Origin of the sequence: Rhizobium sp. RSm-3, from assembly GCF_001854685.1 — a bacterium.
GTDB lineage: Bacteria > Pseudomonadota > Alphaproteobacteria > Rhizobiales > Rhizobiaceae > Rhizobium > Rhizobium ecuadorense.
The window spans coordinates 14,489-33,448 of sequence record NZ_MAWZ01000059.1 but is presented as its reverse complement, the minus strand read 5'-3'; the positions used below and the strand labels follow the sequence as shown (position 1 = coordinate 33,448).

Here is an 18,960-nt window from a genome sequence, read left to right as displayed (position 1 = left end):
CGCGTGGCGTCCCCATACCGATGAAATCGCCTGCCTCGCCGAGGCGGCGATTGCGGCAGCCAGCTCACGTCAACAGAGGAAATCCTCGTAAAGGACAAGGAGACCACCCATGAAGATCGTCATTATCGGCGGCACCGGGCTGATCGGCTCGAAGACCGTGGAAAGATTGCGCAGCAAGGGGCACGAGGTGCTGGCGGCGTCGCCGAATTCGGGCGTCGACACGATTACCGGCAAGGGGCTGGCCGAAGCGCTCGCAGGCGCCGAGGTGGTGCTCGACCTCGCCAACTCGCCCTCCTTCGAGGACAAGGCGGTCATGGAATTCTTCCAGACCTCCGGCCGCAATCTGCTCAAGGCAGCAGCCGCCGCCGGCGTAAAGCATCACATCGCGCTGTCGATCGTCGGCATGGAGCGGCTGCAAGGCAGCGGCTATATGCGCGCCAAGATGGCCCAGGAAGAGCTGATCAAGGTTTCCGGCATTCCCTATACCATCGTCCATTCCACCCAGTTTCACGAATTCATGGCCGGCATCGCCCAGTCGGGCACATCAGGCCAGACCGTGCATCTGTCGCCGGCCTATGTGCAGCCGATCGCTTCGGACGATGTCGCCGACGTCATGGCCGAGGTGGCGCTCGCAGCCCCCGTCAACGGCACGATCGAGATCGGCGGGCCGGAGAAAATCCGCCTCACCGACATTGTGACGCGCCTCCTGAAAGCGACGAACGATCCGCGCCAGGTGATTTCAGATCCGCACGCCCGTTATTTCGGCGTCGAGCTCGAGGATGACTCCCTGGTCACGGGAACCAAGGCGCGGCTCGGCCGCATTCGCTTCGACGATTGGCTCAGCCGGCAGCCACCGCAGAAGAAGAGCGCCTGACGGCAGGGGCCGCCCTTCGCGGCCCTCGCTGCAACCGTTTCCATCAACGCAAGGAGACCAGACATGTTAGGAAAAATGATCTCGGCAGCGGCATTTGCCGTTGCCATTGTCGCCGGCACCGCAGCGCATGCCGCGGGCGACAAGGCGAAGGTAACCCTCGTCTACGACCACGAGCTTCCCAACGTTCCCGGCAAGAGCATCAAGGCCGTGCTCGTCGAATATAAGCCCGGCGGCACATCGCCGGGCCACACCCACCCGAAATCCGCCTTCATCTATGCCACCGTTCTGGAAGGCTCGATCAAGAGCCAGGTCAATGACGGCCCGGTGAAGATTTACAAGGCCGGCGAAAGCTTTCCCGAATTCCCCGGCGATCACCACAGTGTCAGCGCCAACGGCAGCAAGACCGCGCCGGCGAAACTGCTTGCGGTCTTCGTGGTGAACTCGGACGAGACGGAACTGACGACCGACGACAAGTAAGTTGCCCTCGATGCCCGGCGCCGCCGGGCATCGTTCCTTGCTCTCAGTCAGGCAGATTGCAGCGCCATCTCCAGGTCGGCGATCAGATCGTCCGGATGCTCGATGCCGATCGACAGACGGATCGTAGATTCCAGCACGCCGATGCGCTGGCGGACATCGGCGGGCACGCCGGAATGCGTCATGGTCGCCGGGTGGCTCGCCAGCGATTCCGTGCCGCCGAGGCTGACCGCCAACTTGAACACCTGCAGCGCGTTCAGGAACTTGAAGGAGGCCGGCTGGCCGCCGCGAATGTCGAAGGAGAATGTGGAGCCGGCGCCGGTGCATTGCGCGGCGAAGGTCCGGCCGGCCGGCGAATCCGGATCGTGATAGGGCAGGTAGTGAACTTTCTCGACCTTCGGGTGATCGCGCAGGAAATCGGCGACCGCCCGCGCATTGCTGTTTGCCCGCTCCATGCGCAGCTGCAGCGTTTCCAGCGAGCGGCCGAGCATCCAGCAGGAATGCGGATCGAGCTGGGTGCCGATCGCCCCGCGCAGCGCCTTGACCTGCTTGATCACAGCCTTGCGCCCGAGAACGGCGCCGGCGATCAGATCGGAATGGCCGCCGACATATTTGGTCAGCGAATAGAGCGAGATATCGGCGCCGTGTTCGATCGGCCGCTGGAAAACCGGGCCGAGCAGGGTGTTGTCGCAGACGATGATCGGCACATGCCCCTGCTTTGCGCCGATCGCGTCGGCCACGCGCCGGATCATCGCGACATCGACCAGGCTGTTGGTCGGATTGGCCGGCGTTTCGATCAGGATGACGGAAACGCGGCCCTTGGCCATCGCCTCCTCAGCCGCCTTCTGCACCGATCCCTCGCTGACGCCGTCGGCAAAGCCGACCGCGGCGACGCCGAAATTGAGGAAGGTCTTTGCCAGCAGGGTTTCCGTGCCGCCATAAAGCGGCTGCGAATGCAGGATCGCATCGCCCGGTCGGACGAAGGCGAACAAGGTCGTGGCGATCGCCGACATGCCTGAAGAAAACAGCGCGCCGCTTTCCGTCCGCTCATAGACGGCGAGCCTGTCTTCGACGATCTCGCTGTTGGGATGGTTGAAGCGCGAATAGACGAGGCCGGCCCCTTTGCCTGCCGGCGGTTCGCGGCGGCCCGAGACGTAGTCGAAGAAATCGCGGCCATCCTCGGCCGAATTGAAGACGAAGGTGGAGGTGAGGAATACCGGCGGCTTGACCGCCCCTTCCGAGAGTTCGGGATCGTAGCCATAATTCAGCATCTGCGTTTCGGGATGCAGTGCATGATTGCCGATATGCGTTTTGGAAGGATGCGGGGCCGTCATGATCGTCTCCTCTGTCGGGATTGCCCAAGAACAAACTACATCAAAACTGCATGGGAGCAGCAAATGATCGATGCCGCTCCTTAACGGTTAGCTCACGGTCTCGCCCAAAGTGTCCGCAACATAGGCGCCGCGCGCACCCATCGGCAGCGGCATGCCCGTCGTCGTGTCCCTCGCGGTCTGATGTTCCAGTTCGGCGTTGAGTTCCGCGCCGATGACCAGAATGACAACGGACAGCCAGATCCAGACCAGGAAGCCGATCAGCGCGCCGAGCGTGCCGTAGGTCGCGTTGTAATTGGCGAAATGATCGAGATAGAAGGAGAAGACCAGTGACATGGCGGCCCAGACGACGGTCGTCAGGCCCGCGCCCCACGTCATCCACCGCAGTTTGGCAGGCTCCCGGCTAGGCCCGAAGCGGTAGACTGATGTGACCGCCACAGCGACGACCAGCAGCAGCAGCGGCCACCGCAGCAGAAGGGCGATATGCTCCTTGAACTGATCGAGCCAGAGATAGGAGAGCACGACGGGCATAACCCCGACGAGTACAACCATCACCACCATCAGAACCATCGCGCTCAATGTGAAGCAGAGGCCGACGAGGTTCAACCGAATAAGACCGCGCTTTTCATTCTCCTCATAGGCGACATTCATCGCATCGAAAATCGCCAGCGTGCCGCTATGCGTGCTCCACAGCGCAATGCCGAGACCGACGAAGAAGGTGATGCCAAGCGCGCTGTCGCGCTTGCTGACCAGTTCCTTGATCTGATCGGCAATAAGGTCGAAGGCGCCCGGCGGCAATAGACCGGCCAATTCGCCAAGATGCTCGGATATGGTGACCGGATCGGCAACCAGTCCATAGAGCGAGACCAAAGCGGCCATGGCGGGAAACAGCGCCAGCAGCAGATAAAAGGTCACACCCGCGGCAATGAGTGTGACCCGGTCGTTCAGGACTTCGTGGTAAACCCGCCAGAACACATCGCGAAGGCCGCTGAGCGGAATAGCCTCGGGCGTGGCAGCGCTGCGGCCATGATCGTCAACCGGGCGGCCCGGCTCCGCCGGCGGGACCACCCCACCGCCCTGCTTCGCCTGCACCAACACAAATGCCCCGATCGCTGCTGCCATCATCGCAGCGGCGATGGACAGTCTCTTGAGCGGGAGCACATCTGCCATTACCCTATCCTCCGATTTGCTGCGTGGATAACGCCGGGTGCCGCAAAAGGATGCAAGCCGTTGCTTTCCTGCGGAGATTCGGAGCGCAGGGGAGGGGACGCCGCGGCCACAAGGGCTGCAGAGACAGGAACACGCCCCAAATTGCCGGGCCCTATTCAACTGATTTTATTGAATACTTTTCTTTATACGGAAACGAAATCGGGCTTTGGTTTCATCACTGCTGCCTAGCCTACATCTGGAGGCGATCGCCGGCTTGGCAAATTCGCTGCTCCAAAGCGGCAAATTCGGGCTCTTACGCGGCTGGGAAAGCGCAAGCCGGACCCGAATTCAACCTGCCGCCATCGACCCGAACGCGGGACATCCAGCGCGCCACCATGCCTACCTCATCAATAGCGCCGTCGAACACGACCGGCAATAGTCGCCCCACGTTGTCCCCGGCAAACATCGCCCGCCGCGTCCTTCAAGCCTCAGGTTCTCGGGCTGCGCACCTGAAGATGTCGGCCGCTTGGAGAATGCCACAGCCCCTCAACAAGCCTCATCCTGAGGCGCCCCCGCAGGGGCCTCGAAGGGCGAGGCGGGTGCGCCGGCGTCGAAGGAATGCAAGAAGCAGCGCCAGAGCGCGTCCTTCGAGGCTCCGGCCTGCGGCCTGCGCGCCTCAGCATGAGGGGCATTGGAGGAGGCCGCGTTCGACGACTTGGGGCATGGGCGAAAGGCCCGATCCAAACTCCCTCATCCCTTCCTCTGGCTTGCCCCGAGAACAGGAATGACGGGGTGGGGCAGGCGTCTCGCCGGGCGCTTCGAAGGGCGATGCGGGTGCGCCGTCGCCGAATGAATACTAGAAGCAGCGCCGGAGCGCGTCCTTCGAGGCTTCGGCCTTCGGCCTGCGCGCCTCAGGATGAGGGCTGCTGGAGGATGCCGCACCCTCAATAAGAGGCGCCGGCATTCGGTGTGCCTCAGCGACGGGCGCAGAAAAACCCGCACCGGCATCCACGAGAGCCTCATCCCGAGGCGCCCCGCAGGGGCCTCGAAGGACGAGGCGGGCACGCCGGCCACCTCGCTAGTTTTCACGGCAGAGCCGTTCCAGCTTCAGCATGCAGCCAATGAGCTACCCGGCATTGGCGGCCGCGGGCCTCCTGCGCGCCCGGACAATCTGTCCGATATCGTTGTCATATCGATCATCGGGGAAGTTTATATTCCACATGAGGCGACGCAACGACTCCGGAGCAACATTGCGATAACCAAGTTCCTCCAGGCGGAGCAGAAGCAGCAAATGGTCGGTAACAACGATCAGCCGGGCGTAAGCACTGAGCTGATACAACGCCGGACGCATGGCGGCATATGAGTTGAAGCCGAACGACGCGGCGATTGCCTCATCGAAATGCGACGATTTGATATGAGGATATTGGCCCCGCAAAGCTTGCTTTAAAGTGACGACGTTGGAAGGCGAGAACCTGATGGATGGGTTCAACATGGGACGATCCAGTGCTCTGGTCGAAGTCTGCCGATTACACTTCGACCTTGAGGAACACGGTCGTCGAGAAACCTCACATGCCCTTCAACCCGGCAGCAGGTTCGGATAGGCTTCCAGGCTCATACCCTAACCGTCAAACAGTTCACCATCAAGGTATAAGGTCATCCTGCGGCCAACGAGATTTGTTGGCGCAACGACATGCGACATCGCACACCTGAACGATTGCCCGCGACGTCCGTTGTCCGCGGCACTCAGATGAATGCAAGGAGCAACGCTGGAGCGCGCCCTTCGACACTCGGCCTCCGACCCGCGCGCATCAAGATGAGGACGTTGGAGGATGCCGCGCCCTCGATATGGGGCGCGGGCATTCGGCGACGCGACAACGGGCACTGAAGAACCCACACCGACATCCAAGAGAGCCTCATCCTGAGGCGCCGCGCAGGGGCCTCGAAGGGCGAGGCGGGTGCGCCAACCCCCGACGCCGAATGAACGCAAGAAGCAACGTTGCGGCGCGTCCTTCGAGGCTCCGGCCTTCGGCCTGCGCGCCTCAGGATGAGGGCGCTGAAGGATGCCGCACCCTTAGGCGCAGGCCTTGGCTTTCTGCATCGCCGCCCTAAGGACGAGCTGGGATCAGCTCTGCAAAGGGCGGGCGGCGAGTATCCGCAATTAGGTCGTAAACTCATAAACTTGGGATTCTAAGCTGACAGTCCGTGGTCGCTTCTTCTCAGAAGGATGCTGTTCAGGTAGCGTTGTCAAATGGATGTTTTAGACTGGTTTTCGCGCTGGTACGAAGCGCAGTGTGACGAGGACTGGGAACACGGCTTCGGTCCGTCGATCAGCACGGTAGACAATCCTGGTTGGTCGTTGAAGATCGATCTCGCCGGGACAGACTGTGATGGTCGGACACTCGAACGGATCACGCACAATTACGGGCACGAAGCCGACTGGTGGACATGCTGGACGGAGAATAACGTGTTTCACGGCGTTGGCGGTCCTCTTCACCTTCGATCCGTTCTTGAGGCATTTCGAGACTGGGCAATGATCGTCTCGCCATCCCTACCGGACTAGCCGCACACTCAGAAACGGGGTTCACATACGGGTACGTCTTTGATTCACTGAGGCCGTGGATTTGGAGGCCTCTCATGATCCGTCGCCGGTTTGATCTCACCGATTTCGAGTGGACAGTTATTCAACCCTTGTTGCCGAATAAGTCGCGCGGCGTGCCCCGCGTTGACGACCGCCGGGTGATAAACGGCATCTTGTGGCGGTTCCGGACAGGCTCGCCCTGGGCAGACGTTCCGGATCGATATGGTCCGTATACCACCTGCCACAACCGGTTCGTGCGATGGCGCAAGGCGGGGGTCTGGGATTATGTTCTGGGCGAGATTTCCAAGGCTTTCGATGGCGATATCGTCATGATCGACAGCTCCTGTGTCCGTGTTCATCAGCATGCGGCGACGGGAAAAAGGGGGATCAAGGCGATGGCTGCATGGGACGCTCCCGTGGCGGCTTGACCACCAAAATCCACGCTGTTGTCGATGCAGATGGCCGACCGATCCGTCTCGCGCTCACGGCCGGCCAGGCCCATGACGGCCGCATGGCAGAACCATTGTTAAAGACAATTTCCAAGGGGGCGATCCTGCTGGCGGACAAGGCCTACGATACCAACGCTATACGAGCATTTGCAAAGCAACGGCAGGCATGGGCCAATATCCCTACCAAGAGCAATCGGAAGGGAAGCTTCCCTTTCAGCCAATGGGTTTACCGACAGCGCAATCTCGTTGAGCGTTTCTTCAGTAAACTCAAACAGTTCAGAGGCATCGCCACCCGTTACGACAAAGCCCCAATGAACTTCCTCGCCGCTGTCAAATTGGCAGCAGTAAGAATCCGGATCAGATCGTTATGAGTCTACGGCCTAGTTCCGAATGGGTTGTCCGCGGACAACAGGCACCCACTCCAGAGCGGCGCGATGCAAGTTGTCCGCGGACAACGGCAAGCAGAATCCGCATACCTTCCTCGGACCTGCGCCCATTTCGTCCTTCCTCCAGCGCGTCACCTCTCATGATCCAAACCGCCAAGCTTGAATCTGCCGCATCGCGACACTACCTGCTGGTGAACCGAAGCGCTCACCCCTCCGAGCCGCTTCGGTTCGACGGACAGCATTCCTCCTCCCAGGCTGTCGGTCCCTATCGAAGCCCGGCGCCCTCTCCCGCGCCGGGCTGTCGTTTGTCGGCGAGCCGCTGCCATCGCCGGACGGGCAACCTCTCCCAATCTTTCCACTACCTGAATAAGTGTTTCAGGGCTCGTCGTAACAGAGCGCCCATTGATCGCCGATATACCAGCAGCGTCCTATCCGCGGGTCCGTCTTCCAGAGCAGGCTCTTGACGAACTCGATGCCGCCGCGTTTGAAGGCGACCGTCAGCGCCTCGATCTCGGCCTCATCGATCGTCAATCCACCATCGGCGCAGACGAAATAGGCCGTGCCGATCCAACGCGCCGCAAACCCACGCGCACCGCGCTCGATACGAAGCGCGGCGCCGTGGTAGGCATGACGACCGCCATTCGTCGACGGTCGGCCCTGGCGCGGTGCGCCGAGCGGCAACACCAAGCGCCCTCCCGGCCGCAGACTTTCGATCCAGGGCTCTGCGGGACGCCCGACGGCGAAGTTCACGTAGATCGCGTCCATCTCTTGCCGCGGCCAATGATTGCCGTCGGCGATGATGACGCTGACATTGGCCCGATCGGCAAGCGCTGACCGAGCGTGGCCGGCCAGATTGGGATCCATCTCGATGGCATAGACATGACCGGTGGCGCCCACCAGCTCCGAAAGAACAGCACTGTAGTAGCCGGTGCCCGCGCCGATATGGGCGATGCGATCACCGATTTGAACGTCCAGCTCCGCCAGCAGCCGGGCATGCAGCGACGGGCTACCATTGTTGACGCCCTTGTCGGGCTGCAAGGCGAACAGCACATCCTGATAAGCCAACACCAAATCGGCGGAAAGCAGCGGGCGATATCCCCCACCCAGATTGGCGATTTGCCATGGCGGCGCGCCGAGGAATTTCTCACGAGGCACGACGGCAAAGGCGGCCTCGATCCGCGGGTTCGTCGTTCCGGCGGTTGCCGCCACCTGTCGGGCGTAAGCGCGGCGGACCACCGCAAGTTCGTCGGCCGTGAACATCGCAGTCGGCATGGCTGATCTCCGGAGGTGGCTTCGATCTGTTCCGTTTTACGTCTCGCGTGTTAAGATCTATCATTATCGCCAGTCGATAGCACTCTTAGTAGCGCGGCATTCATGACGGAAGTTAATCGCCACTTTTCTTCCTTTGCAGAAAACTACATTGTTACGTCAGTGGCTTACTCTTCCTCGTACAAGATTCGATCCATCGCAGCTTAGCCAGACGCATTGGATGGCGTGATATGTCGGCCATCCGCGACGTCCCTCTGGCGCCCACTTTGAAAAGGGATTGAGCTTTTCATCAAGCCATGCCATATGCGCCGACACTCCGTATTGCCGCGGCTGCTGAACCTAGGCACACACGGAGAACCACATGAACGCGCCATCATTCATCTGCCGCACCAGCAACATTGCTGGGCATGTCATCAGGTCGGTCGTTGCACACGACGAACCGGAGCAGAGTTTTTTACATTCACTTGCGGACCTTGCGAGCGCTCTGCCATCGCCGGAGGCGTTGGCTCAAAAGAGGGCATCGCTTCGTGCTGTCGTCACGACCCCCGACTTTCATCCCGGTAAACCCGTCCCCGTCGGCGTCGTCGCTGATCTAGAAGGTGCGGTTCTCCCGCACATGATCGGCTCTGACATCGGATGCGGGATGCGCATGGTTGTTCTCGAAAACGTTACGGCAGATCAACTATCGACACCGCTTCTCGACCATCATCTTCGCCATCTCTTCTTTCAGGGCGGGCGTGATATCGCCCTAACGGGTTTGGACCGTCACGCAATTCTACGCGAGGGTCTACCTGGGCTCCTTGATAACCTACAACGGACGAGTACTGGCTTGCTCTCCAAACTCGATCTTTCGCGGGCGTGGGTCGATCTCGAACGGCATTCGGACAACGGCGTTTTCTCATGTGAGGACATCGATCCAGACTTCGCAGACTATGCGCAGGTCGATGACGAGCACCGCCGCGATGCTATCCTCGGCACGGTCGGTGGTGGGAACCACTTCGCGGAACTCGGTTACGTCGATCATGTAGCAGATGGCGCATTTGCCCGAGCTGCCGGACTGAAGTCCGGCTCAGTCGTCCTGGTCGTCCACTCCGGCTCTCTCGACTTTGGACAGCGAGTAGGCACGGCAACAAAAGAGAGAGCGAGAATTGCTTCCAGATCTGGCGAGGACTGGCGGGTGCTCTCTATGGAAATGCAGCCGCACCTCTACAGAAGATACTTGGATGGTCATGCGAATGCTGTGAATGCCGCCTTCGCCAACCGCTTCTTTATCGGGCTGGCTGCGGTGGAGGCCGTAGCGCGCGCTTTGGGACGAGAAGTCGACCATCGTCTCGTCTATGACGCCCCACACAACACTGTTTGGCAAGACGGAAATATCGCACGCCACAGAAAGGGTGCGTGCCCAGCCAGGGGTGTTGGTGTCATGGCCTCCAGTCCATATGAATGGCTCGGCGAACCGGTCATCCTTCCCGGCTCCATGGGCGATGGCACGTGGCTACTTGCTGGATGCGGCTCGAGCGAATTTCTGGAGTCGGCTGCTCATGGAGCGGGGCGCAAGCTATCGAGGCAGGAAGCGCGCTCGAAAACGAATATCGGCAGTGAACTGCGTGTAGTCGGTCCCGTCGACCCTCGAAGCCCGGCTTTGCGGGGCCGGCAGGATATTGCGGCCGAAATCCAGGCGCGGCTCAAGGAAGAGGCGCCGGCGGCATACAAGCCAATCGACAGCGTTGTGGCACCAATGGTCGAAGCGGAGATGATAACAAAGGTTGCGAGGATCAAGCCACTCATCACGGTGAAGGGATGATACACGCGGCAATGACCAGAGACGTGCAGCCTTAAGAGCAGGCCGCCCTCGACCATTCAGACGTGCGGCATCGCACGCTTCATGGCGTTTACGCTGAAACGCTTCTTGATCCTGTCGACGGGCGTCCCGTCCTGAAGCGGAACCTGGACCACCCTGTCATAGGTCTCAAAGCCCATCTTCGCGTAATAGCCAAGGCCGCTGACATTGTCGGCGCGGATGGTCGCATTGATGAATTCGAGCTTAAACTCTTCCGCTGCCGCCAGCGTCGCGGGGAAAAGCGCGCTGCCGACGCCTGCGGTCTTCGGCTTCATACGAGCAAAGGTCGCGATGTCGGCGACGCCTTTCGGCAGATCTCCGTATAAGCTTAGCGATTGAAAGCCGACCAGCGACCGATTGTGCTCGGCCACATGGCAGGCAAGCGGAAATTCGCCATCGATGAACCAGTCGGCAAACTCGGCAGCCGAAAGCGGGGTCTCGAGCGCTGTCGTTCCACCGGCGCGGATGATCTCGTTCAGCAGAGCGCTCAGTTCCCCCGCGTCAGAGGAGACGGCCTTTCGGATATGCATGTCTTGGCTACCTCGTCGCGAGCCGACAACCTATCGGCGATATTTTGAGATGACAAGTCTGAGCTAGCCATCCGCGCCTCGAACGAAATTGGTTATGGAAGCGATGACGATCGCGGCCGATGCCGCGCCGGGGTCGATATGGCCGATCACCCGATCGCCCAACCGCGACGCCCGCCCCTTGGCCGCCGTCATATCCTTGGTTGCTTCGCAGCCCTCGCGCGCCGCCCGCTCGGCCAGATCGAAACATTCGGGAAGGGAGGCTCCCGATGCCCAGGCTTCGAGCGCCGCATCGGCCGCGGGCCTCCAGGCATCGACCATGGTCTTTTCGCCGGGCTCGGCCTTGCCGCGCTCCTGAATGCCTTGCGCCATCGCCGCGAAGGCGCGCACAAACTCCTCATCGCCGAGTTCCGGCCTGTCCTTGACGGCGGCTCCGGCGCGCATGAAGGCCGTCGCGTAAAGCGGGCCCGAGGATGCGCCGACCGCATTCAGGAATGCCTTTGCCGCCGTGTTGAAGGCGGCCGTCGGCGCCGCCTGCGCGGGGTCGAGTGCTGCGACCGCTTTGGCCGCCGCCTCACAGCCGGCATCCATGGCAAGGCCATGATCGCCATCGCCGATCGCGCCATCCAGCTCGCAGAGATGGCCGCGCTGCGCCGAGATATCCTCGGCGATCAGGGCAAAGAGGCGCTGCAGATCCTTCGTCGCGATCACCATCGGTCACCTCCTGAACATGGCGCAGTCGCAGGGATGGTCGATCAGCCGCTGAAGCTCGTCGTCGAGATGCATGAGCGTGATGGAGGCGCCTGCCATTTCGAGCGAGGTGCAGTAATTGCCGACGAGCGATGTGTGGATGACGAGCCCCGCTTCATCGAGCCGCGCCTTGACGCGCCGCATCATGATGTAGAGCTCCATCATCGGCGTGGAGCCGAGCGAGTTGACGAGCACGGCGACACGATCACCCCGCTCGGCTTTCATCTCCCTGAGAAGATTGTCCATCAGTTCGTCGGTCACCGCATCGGCCGTTCCAAGCGGCCCGCGCGCCACGCCGGGCTCGCCATGGATGCCCATGCCGATCTCCATCTCCTCCTCGCCGATCTGGAAGTTCGGCTTCAAGGTCTGGGGCAGCGAGCAGGGCGAAAGCGCCACGCCCATCGTATAGGTGCGCGCATTAGCGTGGCGGGCGGCGCGCTCGACCTCGTCGAAGGAATAGAGAAGATCGCAGGCCGCACCGGCGGCCTTGAAGATGAAGACATTGCCGGCCACGCCGCGCCGCCTGTCCTTCTGATCGGCTGGGGCGGAGGCGACATCGTCGGTGGTGAGCACGGTGCGCACCGCGATGTCGTCGAGCGCCAGCATTTCCGCGGCCATGTCGAAGTTCATGACGTCGCCGGCATAATTGCCGTACATGAAGAGCACGCCGACGCCGCCGTCGACGGCCATGGCGCAGGCCATGATCGGATCGGGCGGCGGCGAGGCGAAGACATTGCCGATCGCGGCGGCATCAGCGAGGCCCTTGCCGACATAGCCGAGGAAGGTCGGCTCGTGCCCGGAGCCGCCGCCGATCACCAGCCCGACCTTGCCCTTGCGCGGCCCGTTTCTGGCAATGATGGCGCGCGGCACGCCGTCCACGGCATAGAGGTGCTCGGGATGCGCCGCGAGAACCCCTTGCAGCATCTCATCGACGGCATCCGCCCCCGCATTGATAAGCTTCTTCGTCTTCACGCCGATCCTCCCCAGAACGAGCTCCGACTGAATAGATGCGGCGGGCGGGCCGGAGGTCAATCCACTAGAGCATAATGCCGAAAAGTGTGAGCGGTTTTCGGACGACATCATGCTCTAACTCTTTAATTTAGAACAGGATTCAGATTTTAGGCCAACCGGGCCTAAAATCATCCTGTTCTAGCGGCAAGGCGGCCGTCGCGAAGGGCGCGAGACGCAGCTCTTCGACCAATGCGCCGCCGACCCTTCGTTCTTCGCCCGTGAGATTGACCACGTAGAGCTTGGCGCCATCGGCATCCCGCGCCAGGAAAGACAGCACTTCCGACGGCGAGGACGAGACGCACTCCTGCCAGGGCGTACCCGCGAGCGCCGACAAGGTCCGCACCGTGTTGAAGAGCGGCCGCCGCCCGCCTTGCTCGACCGGCTCACCGGGCCCGGCGATCAGGCCGAAAGGACCGGTCAGCGCCGAAAGCGTCAGGCATTCGAGACCGGCCTCCAGCACCCGGATCGCATAGCCGAGCGCAAAGGCCTCGGCGAAAAGCCCGTTATGCCGCGGGTCGCGGTTGGCCATCGCAATACGTCCACCCGCAGGATTGTCCATCGTGCGGCTGCCATAAGGGTTCTGCCGCATCGGGATCGTCGACGGGCCGATGCGATAGGGCTTGTCGCCGTAGATCGCGCGGACGGAGCGCGTGATGGAGGGCAGCGCTTCCAATGTCTGCATGACGCTGAGATCGTCAGCCGCATGCACGATCGGATTGGTGCAATGGCTGACGAAGTCGATCTCGCCTGCCGGCACGCGCTTGCGGTTGAGTTCGGTGAAATAGCTCAGCATGCCGCCGCCGATGCGCATGCCGGGGAAGGCGGTGCGGGCCGCAGCATAGATCTCTTCGAGGGGAGGGCAGTCTGGCCATTTGCTGCCGGGCGGCGTCGATTGCCGATCGACGGAGGGCGAGATCAGGATCGCATCCGGCCGGAAGTCCGCGCGCTGCATCTGGCGGGCAATCTCGGCCGCCTCGCTTGCCGGCGACGACTTGCAGGCAAGCACGATCTCCAGCGTCGAGCAGCCGCGATGGACGGCCGCGATCGCGGCGAAATTATTCAACGCTTCGGGGCCGTGCCCGGCATCGGGATCGAAATGGAAGAGCAGTTCCCGAGGCGCGATATCCGACAGGAGAGATCCGGCCGCGAGCGTCGCATCGGCCTCCTCCGGCGTCACGACCACGCCGATATCGGGCATGGTGCCGGTCCGTGTTCCGAGTTCGAGCCTTATGACTTCGCTCGACTTCGCAGCTGGGATTGCTGCAGAGCGGCTGGTGTCCCTGATAATCAGCGACGTCTTCTGCCGGACCGGTTGATTGGCGGGAATCCGGTAGGGCCAGGGCAGAGCGAGCGGCCTGACATAGGTCTTGTAAGAGGCATCAGACCAGTTCCGCTGGTCCTCCATTTCGAAGGTGTCGCCTTCCATCCGGCATTCCGCCGCAACATCCGCCACGACCTCATGAGAAATGGCGCGCATATCCTTGAACGGCTGCCACGGCTCGATGACATCGGGAAAGCGTGTCTCGACGATCCGGCCATCGACGTGTTCGACCCTTGCCGCTGAACCGGCCACACCGACGATCGGATGCAGGATGCAGAAGCCGCAGCGATTGGTCTCGAAGCCGGTTTCCGAAACGGCTTCGGCCTCGAAATCGAGCCGGTCCTGATATCCTGTGATGCGGACATCGATGACGAGGCTCGTTCCGCCGGAGCCCTCGCAACACGCCCGGTAGGCGACTTCGAAACGGTCGTCGCCCTGCTCGATCCTGAGATCACCGATCTCGGGGCTGTATGTGCCCCAATCCCGGTCGCGGACGAGGTAGGAAATCGCCCGCAGCACCTCGATCCCCCCGTAGCGGATCGTGCGCAGATTGCCCTCGGCGAGATCGGCCGTCAGCTCTCCAGCCGTCAGGCGAACCGCCGGCGTTTCCACTGCCCGGGTGCCGTAGAGCTGGAACGCGTCGGCCGTCATCGCAGCATCGCCCCGACATCGATCGTCTGTCCCTGGGCAGCGCTGTCATAGGCCGCCTCGACAAGGGCGAAGGTTTTCAAATTGTCGGCCCCTGACGTCGAATGCTCAGTGCCGCGCTTGAGCTGGTCGACCCAATGCTGCTGGATCGCATAGACGCTCTCCTGGATATTGTGCCAGGGCCGCGAGGCCCAGGACAGCAGCTTCGGCGAGACATCCGTCGTGGTCGTGCCGTTGGCGTTGGTGATCTCGAGGCCATAACCCTGGCTCAGGCGGATCGTGCCGTCGGTGCCGTCAAGCTCAATCAGGGTCTCGGGGAACGGCTCTTTGGAAAGCTTGGTGGCGTAGCTGACGTCGACGACCGAGGTGGCGCCGCTTTCATGATCGAGCAGAATGGTCGCCACGTCCTCGCCTTTGATTTTGGGATTGACCCGCCTGGTGCGGGCCGTGAGCGCGCTGACGTCGCCGAGGATATAGCGGGCGATATCCAGCGTATGGATGCCCAGGTCTTCGATGATGAAGCGTTCGCCTTCGGCGAGATAGGGCTGGCCGGAAAAGACGTCGTAGCCCGAGCGGAAGGAGAAGCGGCCCCAGAAGGGCGTGCCGATGGCGCCGGCGTCGAGCGCCTTGCGCACCGCCTGGATCGGCGTCTGCCAGCGGAAATTCTCGTGCACCATCAGCGCCACGCCGGCATTGCGGCAGGCCGCGACCATCGCCTTGGCATCCGCCAGCGTCTTGGCGAAGGGCTTCTGGCAGATGGCTAGCACCCCATTTCCAGCGGCCATTTCCACCAGCGCGCGGTGGCTCTGAACGGTGGTGGCGATGTCGACGAAATCGAAGCCGCCATCGGCAAACAAGGCCTCGGCATCGCTGTAGCGGCGCTCGATACCGAACTGGTCGCCGATGATGTCAAGCCGCTCCGGATCGCGGTCGCAGATCGCGACGATCTCAGCACCTTCGACATCGTTCCAGGCATGCATCTGGTTGATCGCAAAGAAGCCGCAGCCGATCAACGCGCCTTTCAATTCGGTCATGTCAACCTGCCTTTGCCATCTGCATGAGCGTGACGCGCTGCTGCAGGCGGCGCTGCGCCTGGTCGACGACCACCGCGATGATGATGACGAGGCCCTTGATGACCATCTGCCAGAAGGAGGAGACGCCCATCATCACCAGCCCGTCGGAGAGAATGCCGATGACGAAGGCGCCGATGATCGTGCCGCCGATCGTGCCGCGCCCGCCCGACATCGAGGTGCCGCCGAGAACGGCTGCGGCGATCGCATTGAGTTCGAAACTTTCGCCTGTCGCCGGATGGGCGGCCATCAGTTCCGAGGAGATGACGACGCCGACGATTGCCGCGCAAAGGCCGGAGAACATGTAGACGAAGATTTTCACGAGATCGACACGGATACCTGACATGCGCGCTGCCCGCTCATTGCCGCCGACGGCGAAGATATGGCGGCCGATCGGCGTCGAGCGCGCGACATAGGCGGCCGCGAGCGCCAGCACGATCAGGATCCAGATCGACACCGGCAGGCCGAGAATGCGTCCGGCGCCGAAGAAATCGAAGCCGGTCGTGGCATATTCCGGCCGGCCGACGAGGTTCGGAAAAGTCTGACCGTCCGAGGACAGCAGCGCCAGGCCGCGGGCGACATAGAGCGTACCGAGGGTGGCGATGAACGGCGCGACGTTGAGCTTTGTGATCAACAGGCCGTTGATCAGGCCGATGACAAGGCCGATCGACAGCGTGATCAGCACGATCTCGAAGAGGTTGAAATAGATGGTGTAGCCGATCGGCAGTTCGATGCCGTAGAGGATCAGGCCGCCGGCAACCATGCCGCACAGCCCGACGATCGAACCGACCGAGAGATCGATGCCGCCGGTGATGATGACGAAGGTCATGCCCATCGCCAGGAAGGCGTTCAGCGCCACATGTTTCGACATCAGGATCATGTTCGCCGTCGAGGTGAAGTTCGGCGCGAAGATCGCAAAGAAGATGATGACGGCGAAAAGAGCGATGAAGGTCCGGAGCTTCATCAGCGTCAGAAGCGCCGAGCCGTTGGCGCCTTTCGGCGCAAGAGTGGTAGACGTAGCCGCCATCATGACGCGAGTTTCCCTTGATGTCCGTGTCCCTTGGCCGAGGCCGCGATGATGGCCTCTTCGGTCGCCTCGCTTCTTTCGAAGACGGCGACCAGCTGGCCGTTGCTCAAGACCGCGATGCGATCAGATAGCGCCATGACTTCTTCGAGGTCGGAGGTCGAAAACAGAATGGCGAGCCCGTTTGCCGCCAGCCGGCGCATGGTGCGGAAGACATCGGCCTTGGCGCCGACATCGATCCCGCGGCTCGGCTCGTCCATCAGCAAGACCTTTGGATTGGTCATCAGCGCCTTACCGATGACGACTTTCTGCTGGTTGCCGCCGGACATCGAGGTGACCTCGAAATCCGGGTTCGGCGCCTTGATCGAGAGATCGCGGATCGCTTCCTGAATGGCGTTCTTTTCCGCACCGCTGTCGATATGGAAAAGCCGGGTGAAACGGGAAAGGCTGGCCAGCGTCAGGTTGGAGGCGATGGAGAGCACCTGCACCAACCCCTCGCGCTGCCGGTCTTCCGGAATGAGCGCAAGGCCGCGGCGGATGCGCCGCGGGGTGTCGCGGGCGCGCACCTCCTTGCCGTCGATGAAGATTTTTCCGGTCGAATGCGTATGGCGCCCGATCACGCATTCGAAAAACTCGCTGCGTCCGGCGCCCATCAAGCCGTAGATGCCGAGGATCTCGCCCGCCTTGACCGACAGGGAGACATCATTGACCGCCAGCCCGCCGGTCGGCCTGGGAAGGCTGATGTTTTCGGCGCGGAACACCTCGCCGCCGACGGAATGGGTGACCGACTTGGCGAAATCCTTGGCATCCGAGCCGATCATCGAGCGCACGATCCACCGCGTGTCGATGTCGCGGACCATGGCATGACCGGTGATCTGGCCGTCGCGCAGTACCGTGATGTAGTCGCCGATCCGCATCAGCTCTTCCAGCCGATGCGAGATATAGACGATCGCCACCCCCTGCGCCTTCAGCTCGGCGATCACCTTGAACAGGATCTCGACTTCGGCCGCCGACAGCGCCGAGGTCGGCTCGTCCATGATCAGGATGCGGGCGTTGAGCGACATTGCTTTGGCGATCTCGACGAGTTGCTGCTGGCCGATCGGCAGATCCTCGACCATCGTATCCGCCTCGATGCCCGCATCGAGACGCCGCAGAAATTCATTGGCCTTCTCGACCTGTGCCTTGTGATCGATGCCGAGCAGGCCGCGGGTGATTTCGCGCCTTGCGAAGATGTTTTCGGCCACCGACATGTTGGCGAAGAGATTGAGTTCCTGGAAGATCATGCCGATGCCGTTCGCCTGCGCGTCGGCCGGGCTGTCGAAGGAGACCGGCTTGCCTTCCAGGGTGATGCGGCCGAGCGTCGGGCGCTCGACGCCGGCGATAATCTTCATCAGCGTCGATTTGCCGGCGCCGTTTTCGCCGACCAGAACGTTCACCGCGCCGCGGCGCAGCTCCAGATTGGCGCGCTTGACGGCGACGATGCCGGAATAGACCTTCGACACATCGTCGAGACGCAGGATGATATCGTCCTCTCGTGCCTCTGCCACCGTCATGAGCCCACCTTGAGTTCCGAAGGTGTCACGAGCGGAAGCTCGCCGCTTCTCGGCAGCGGAAAGGCGCCGATCACCGTCACCGTCTTGCCGGTAAGACCATCGCGCGGAACGGCGGAGAGAAAAGCAGTATTGGCCTTCTCGTTGAACGCCTTGCCGAACTGCGCCCATTCGATCTGGTTCTTGAATTCGTTGAAGTTGACGAATTCCAGCGTGTCGCGCAGCGCGGTGCCGCGCAGCGCCGGGCCGATCTGCACCTTCGCATCGGCCTTGCCGTCGCCATCGGCGTCAACATCGAGCGTTGCCGCGCGCGAAGCCGTATCGGCGGTAACGACGGTGCCGGTAATCTTCACCGCATAGGTCCAGGGCGAGCTGCTCTGCTTGCGCGGATTGCCGTATTTTTCGCCCGCGGCATCGGGGCTCGTGGCAACGAGCTGCATGACGTCCTTCAGCTCGCCGGCACGCTTTTCGAAATAGGGCACGACGTCTGGCTGCCAGATCGCCTCGACCTTGGCATTCGGATCGAAAGCGGTCTTGGCCGCAGCCGCCGCCTTCTCCTCCGCAGTCGGCGTCTTGATGATTTTGCAACCGGGCAGGGCCGCCGCCACGACGGCAGCCAGCAATGCCCCCTTCATTCTCAACATGCGGGTGAACCTCGACGTCTTGCAAAATGCATTGCGGAGGGCGCAACGCTGCACCCTCCGCAATT

Annotated in this window: 17 protein-coding genes; 5 read left to right on the top strand and 12 right to left on the bottom strand. The window is 61.9% G+C overall.

Annotation, left to right across the window (positions count from 1 at the left end):
- Positions 1–109: 109 nt before the first annotated feature.
- Positions 110–874: an SDR family oxidoreductase gene (locus BBJ66_RS30375; RefSeq protein ID WP_071092777.1), complete on the top strand. Its 765-nt coding sequence runs from the start codon at positions 110–112 to the stop codon at positions 872–874.
- Between the two features lie 63 nt (positions 875–937).
- Positions 938–1,351, top strand: a complete 414-nt coding sequence (locus BBJ66_RS30370) for a cupin domain-containing protein (protein ID WP_071092775.1) — start codon at positions 938–940, stop codon at positions 1,349–1,351.
- Between the two features lie 47 nt (positions 1,352–1,398).
- On the opposite strand, the gene BBJ66_RS30365 is transcribed toward BBJ66_RS30370, so the two are convergent.
- The 3 genes from BBJ66_RS30365 to BBJ66_RS33895 form a co-directional block, all read right to left on the bottom strand.
- Positions 1,399–2,682 (bottom strand): cystathionine gamma-synthase family protein, encoded by a 1,284-nt coding sequence (locus BBJ66_RS30365; RefSeq protein ID WP_049730827.1) that lies wholly within the window; start codon positions 2,680–2,682, stop codon positions 1,399–1,401.
- Between the two features lie 87 nt (positions 2,683–2,769).
- Positions 2,770–3,849 carry a YihY/virulence factor BrkB family protein gene (locus BBJ66_RS30360; protein WP_071092773.1) on the bottom strand — a complete coding sequence of 360 codons (1,080 nt, stop codon included), beginning with the start codon at positions 3,847–3,849 and terminating at the stop codon, positions 2,770–2,772.
- A 1,105-nt stretch (positions 3,850–4,954) separates the two neighbouring features.
- Positions 4,955–5,320, bottom strand: a complete 366-nt coding sequence (locus BBJ66_RS33895) for a hypothetical protein (protein ID WP_082336757.1) — start codon at positions 5,318–5,320, stop codon at positions 4,955–4,957.
- 756 nt (positions 5,321–6,076) lie between these two features.
- Here BBJ66_RS33895 and BBJ66_RS30350 point away from each other — a divergent pair.
- A complete protein-coding gene (locus tag BBJ66_RS30350) occupies positions 6,077–6,388 on the top strand; it encodes an immunity 53 family protein (protein ID WP_071092769.1) in 312 nt (103 codons plus the stop codon).
- A gap of 74 nt (positions 6,389–6,462) precedes the next feature.
- Positions 6,463–7,226 (top strand): IS5 family transposase gene (locus BBJ66_RS33890; protein WP_116429683.1). Its coding sequence is split into 2 segments (ribosomal slippage): positions 6,463–6,778 and positions 6,778–7,226, totalling 765 coding nucleotides; the frame shifts between segments, so codons are not numbered across the junction.
- A gap of 390 nt (positions 7,227–7,616) precedes the next feature.
- On the opposite strand, the gene BBJ66_RS30335 is transcribed toward BBJ66_RS33890, so the two are convergent.
- Positions 7,617–8,513: a protein-L-isoaspartate O-methyltransferase family protein gene (locus tag BBJ66_RS30335; protein WP_071092765.1), complete on the bottom strand. Its 897-nt coding sequence runs from the start codon at positions 8,511–8,513 to the stop codon at positions 7,617–7,619.
- A gap of 358 nt (positions 8,514–8,871) precedes the next feature.
- Between BBJ66_RS30335 and BBJ66_RS30330 the strand changes: the two genes are divergently transcribed.
- Positions 8,872–10,314: an RtcB family protein gene (locus tag BBJ66_RS30330; RefSeq protein WP_071092763.1), complete on the top strand. Its 1,443-nt coding sequence runs from the start codon at positions 8,872–8,874 to the stop codon at positions 10,312–10,314.
- 56 nt (positions 10,315–10,370) lie between these two features.
- On the opposite strand, the gene BBJ66_RS30325 is transcribed toward BBJ66_RS30330, so the two are convergent.
- The 8 genes from BBJ66_RS30325 to BBJ66_RS30290 all read right to left on the bottom strand — a co-directional run bounded on the left by BBJ66_RS30325 (position 10,371) and on the right by BBJ66_RS30290 (position 18,895).
- Positions 10,371–10,880, bottom strand: a complete 510-nt coding sequence (locus BBJ66_RS30325) for a GNAT family N-acetyltransferase (RefSeq protein WP_071092760.1) — start codon at positions 10,878–10,880, stop codon at positions 10,371–10,373.
- Positions 10,881–10,943: 63 nt separating this feature from the next.
- The gene (gene dhaL, locus BBJ66_RS30320) at positions 10,944–11,591 is read right to left on the bottom strand and encodes a dihydroxyacetone kinase subunit DhaL (protein ID WP_071092758.1); all 648 of its coding nucleotides are present in this window, start codon (positions 11,589–11,591) and stop codon (positions 10,944–10,946) included.
- Positions 11,592–11,594: 3 nt separating this feature from the next.
- Positions 11,595–12,599, bottom strand: coding sequence for a dihydroxyacetone kinase subunit DhaK (locus BBJ66_RS30315; protein ID WP_071092756.1), 1,005 nt, complete (start codon positions 12,597–12,599; stop codon positions 11,595–11,597).
- A gap of 139 nt (positions 12,600–12,738) precedes the next feature.
- Positions 12,739–14,610 (bottom strand): D-apionate lactonase, encoded by a 1,872-nt coding sequence (gene apnL / locus BBJ66_RS30310; protein ID WP_071092754.1) that lies wholly within the window; start codon positions 14,608–14,610, stop codon positions 12,739–12,741.
- Entirely contained in the window at positions 14,607–15,641 is a 1,035-nt protein-coding gene (locus BBJ66_RS30305; RefSeq protein WP_071092751.1) for a Gfo/Idh/MocA family protein, read from the bottom strand. Before BBJ66_RS30305 ends, apnL begins: the two co-directional genes overlap by 4 nt.
- 1 nt (position 15,642) lies before the next feature.
- Positions 15,643–16,707 carry an ABC transporter permease gene (locus BBJ66_RS30300; protein WP_049731474.1) on the bottom strand — a complete coding sequence of 355 codons (1,065 nt, stop codon included), beginning with the start codon at positions 16,705–16,707 and terminating at the stop codon, positions 15,643–15,645.
- Entirely contained in the window at positions 16,704–18,254 is a 1,551-nt protein-coding gene (locus BBJ66_RS30295) for a sugar ABC transporter ATP-binding protein (protein ID WP_071092749.1), read from the bottom strand. Before BBJ66_RS30295 ends, BBJ66_RS30300 begins: the two co-directional genes overlap by 4 nt.
- Complete coding sequence (locus tag BBJ66_RS30290) at positions 18,251–18,895, bottom strand: DUF2291 family protein (RefSeq protein ID WP_049731472.1); 645 nt, start codon at positions 18,893–18,895, stop codon at positions 18,251–18,253. The genes BBJ66_RS30295 and BBJ66_RS30290 overlap by 4 nt, the downstream gene beginning before the upstream one ends.
- Positions 18,896–18,960 lie beyond the last annotated feature (65 nt).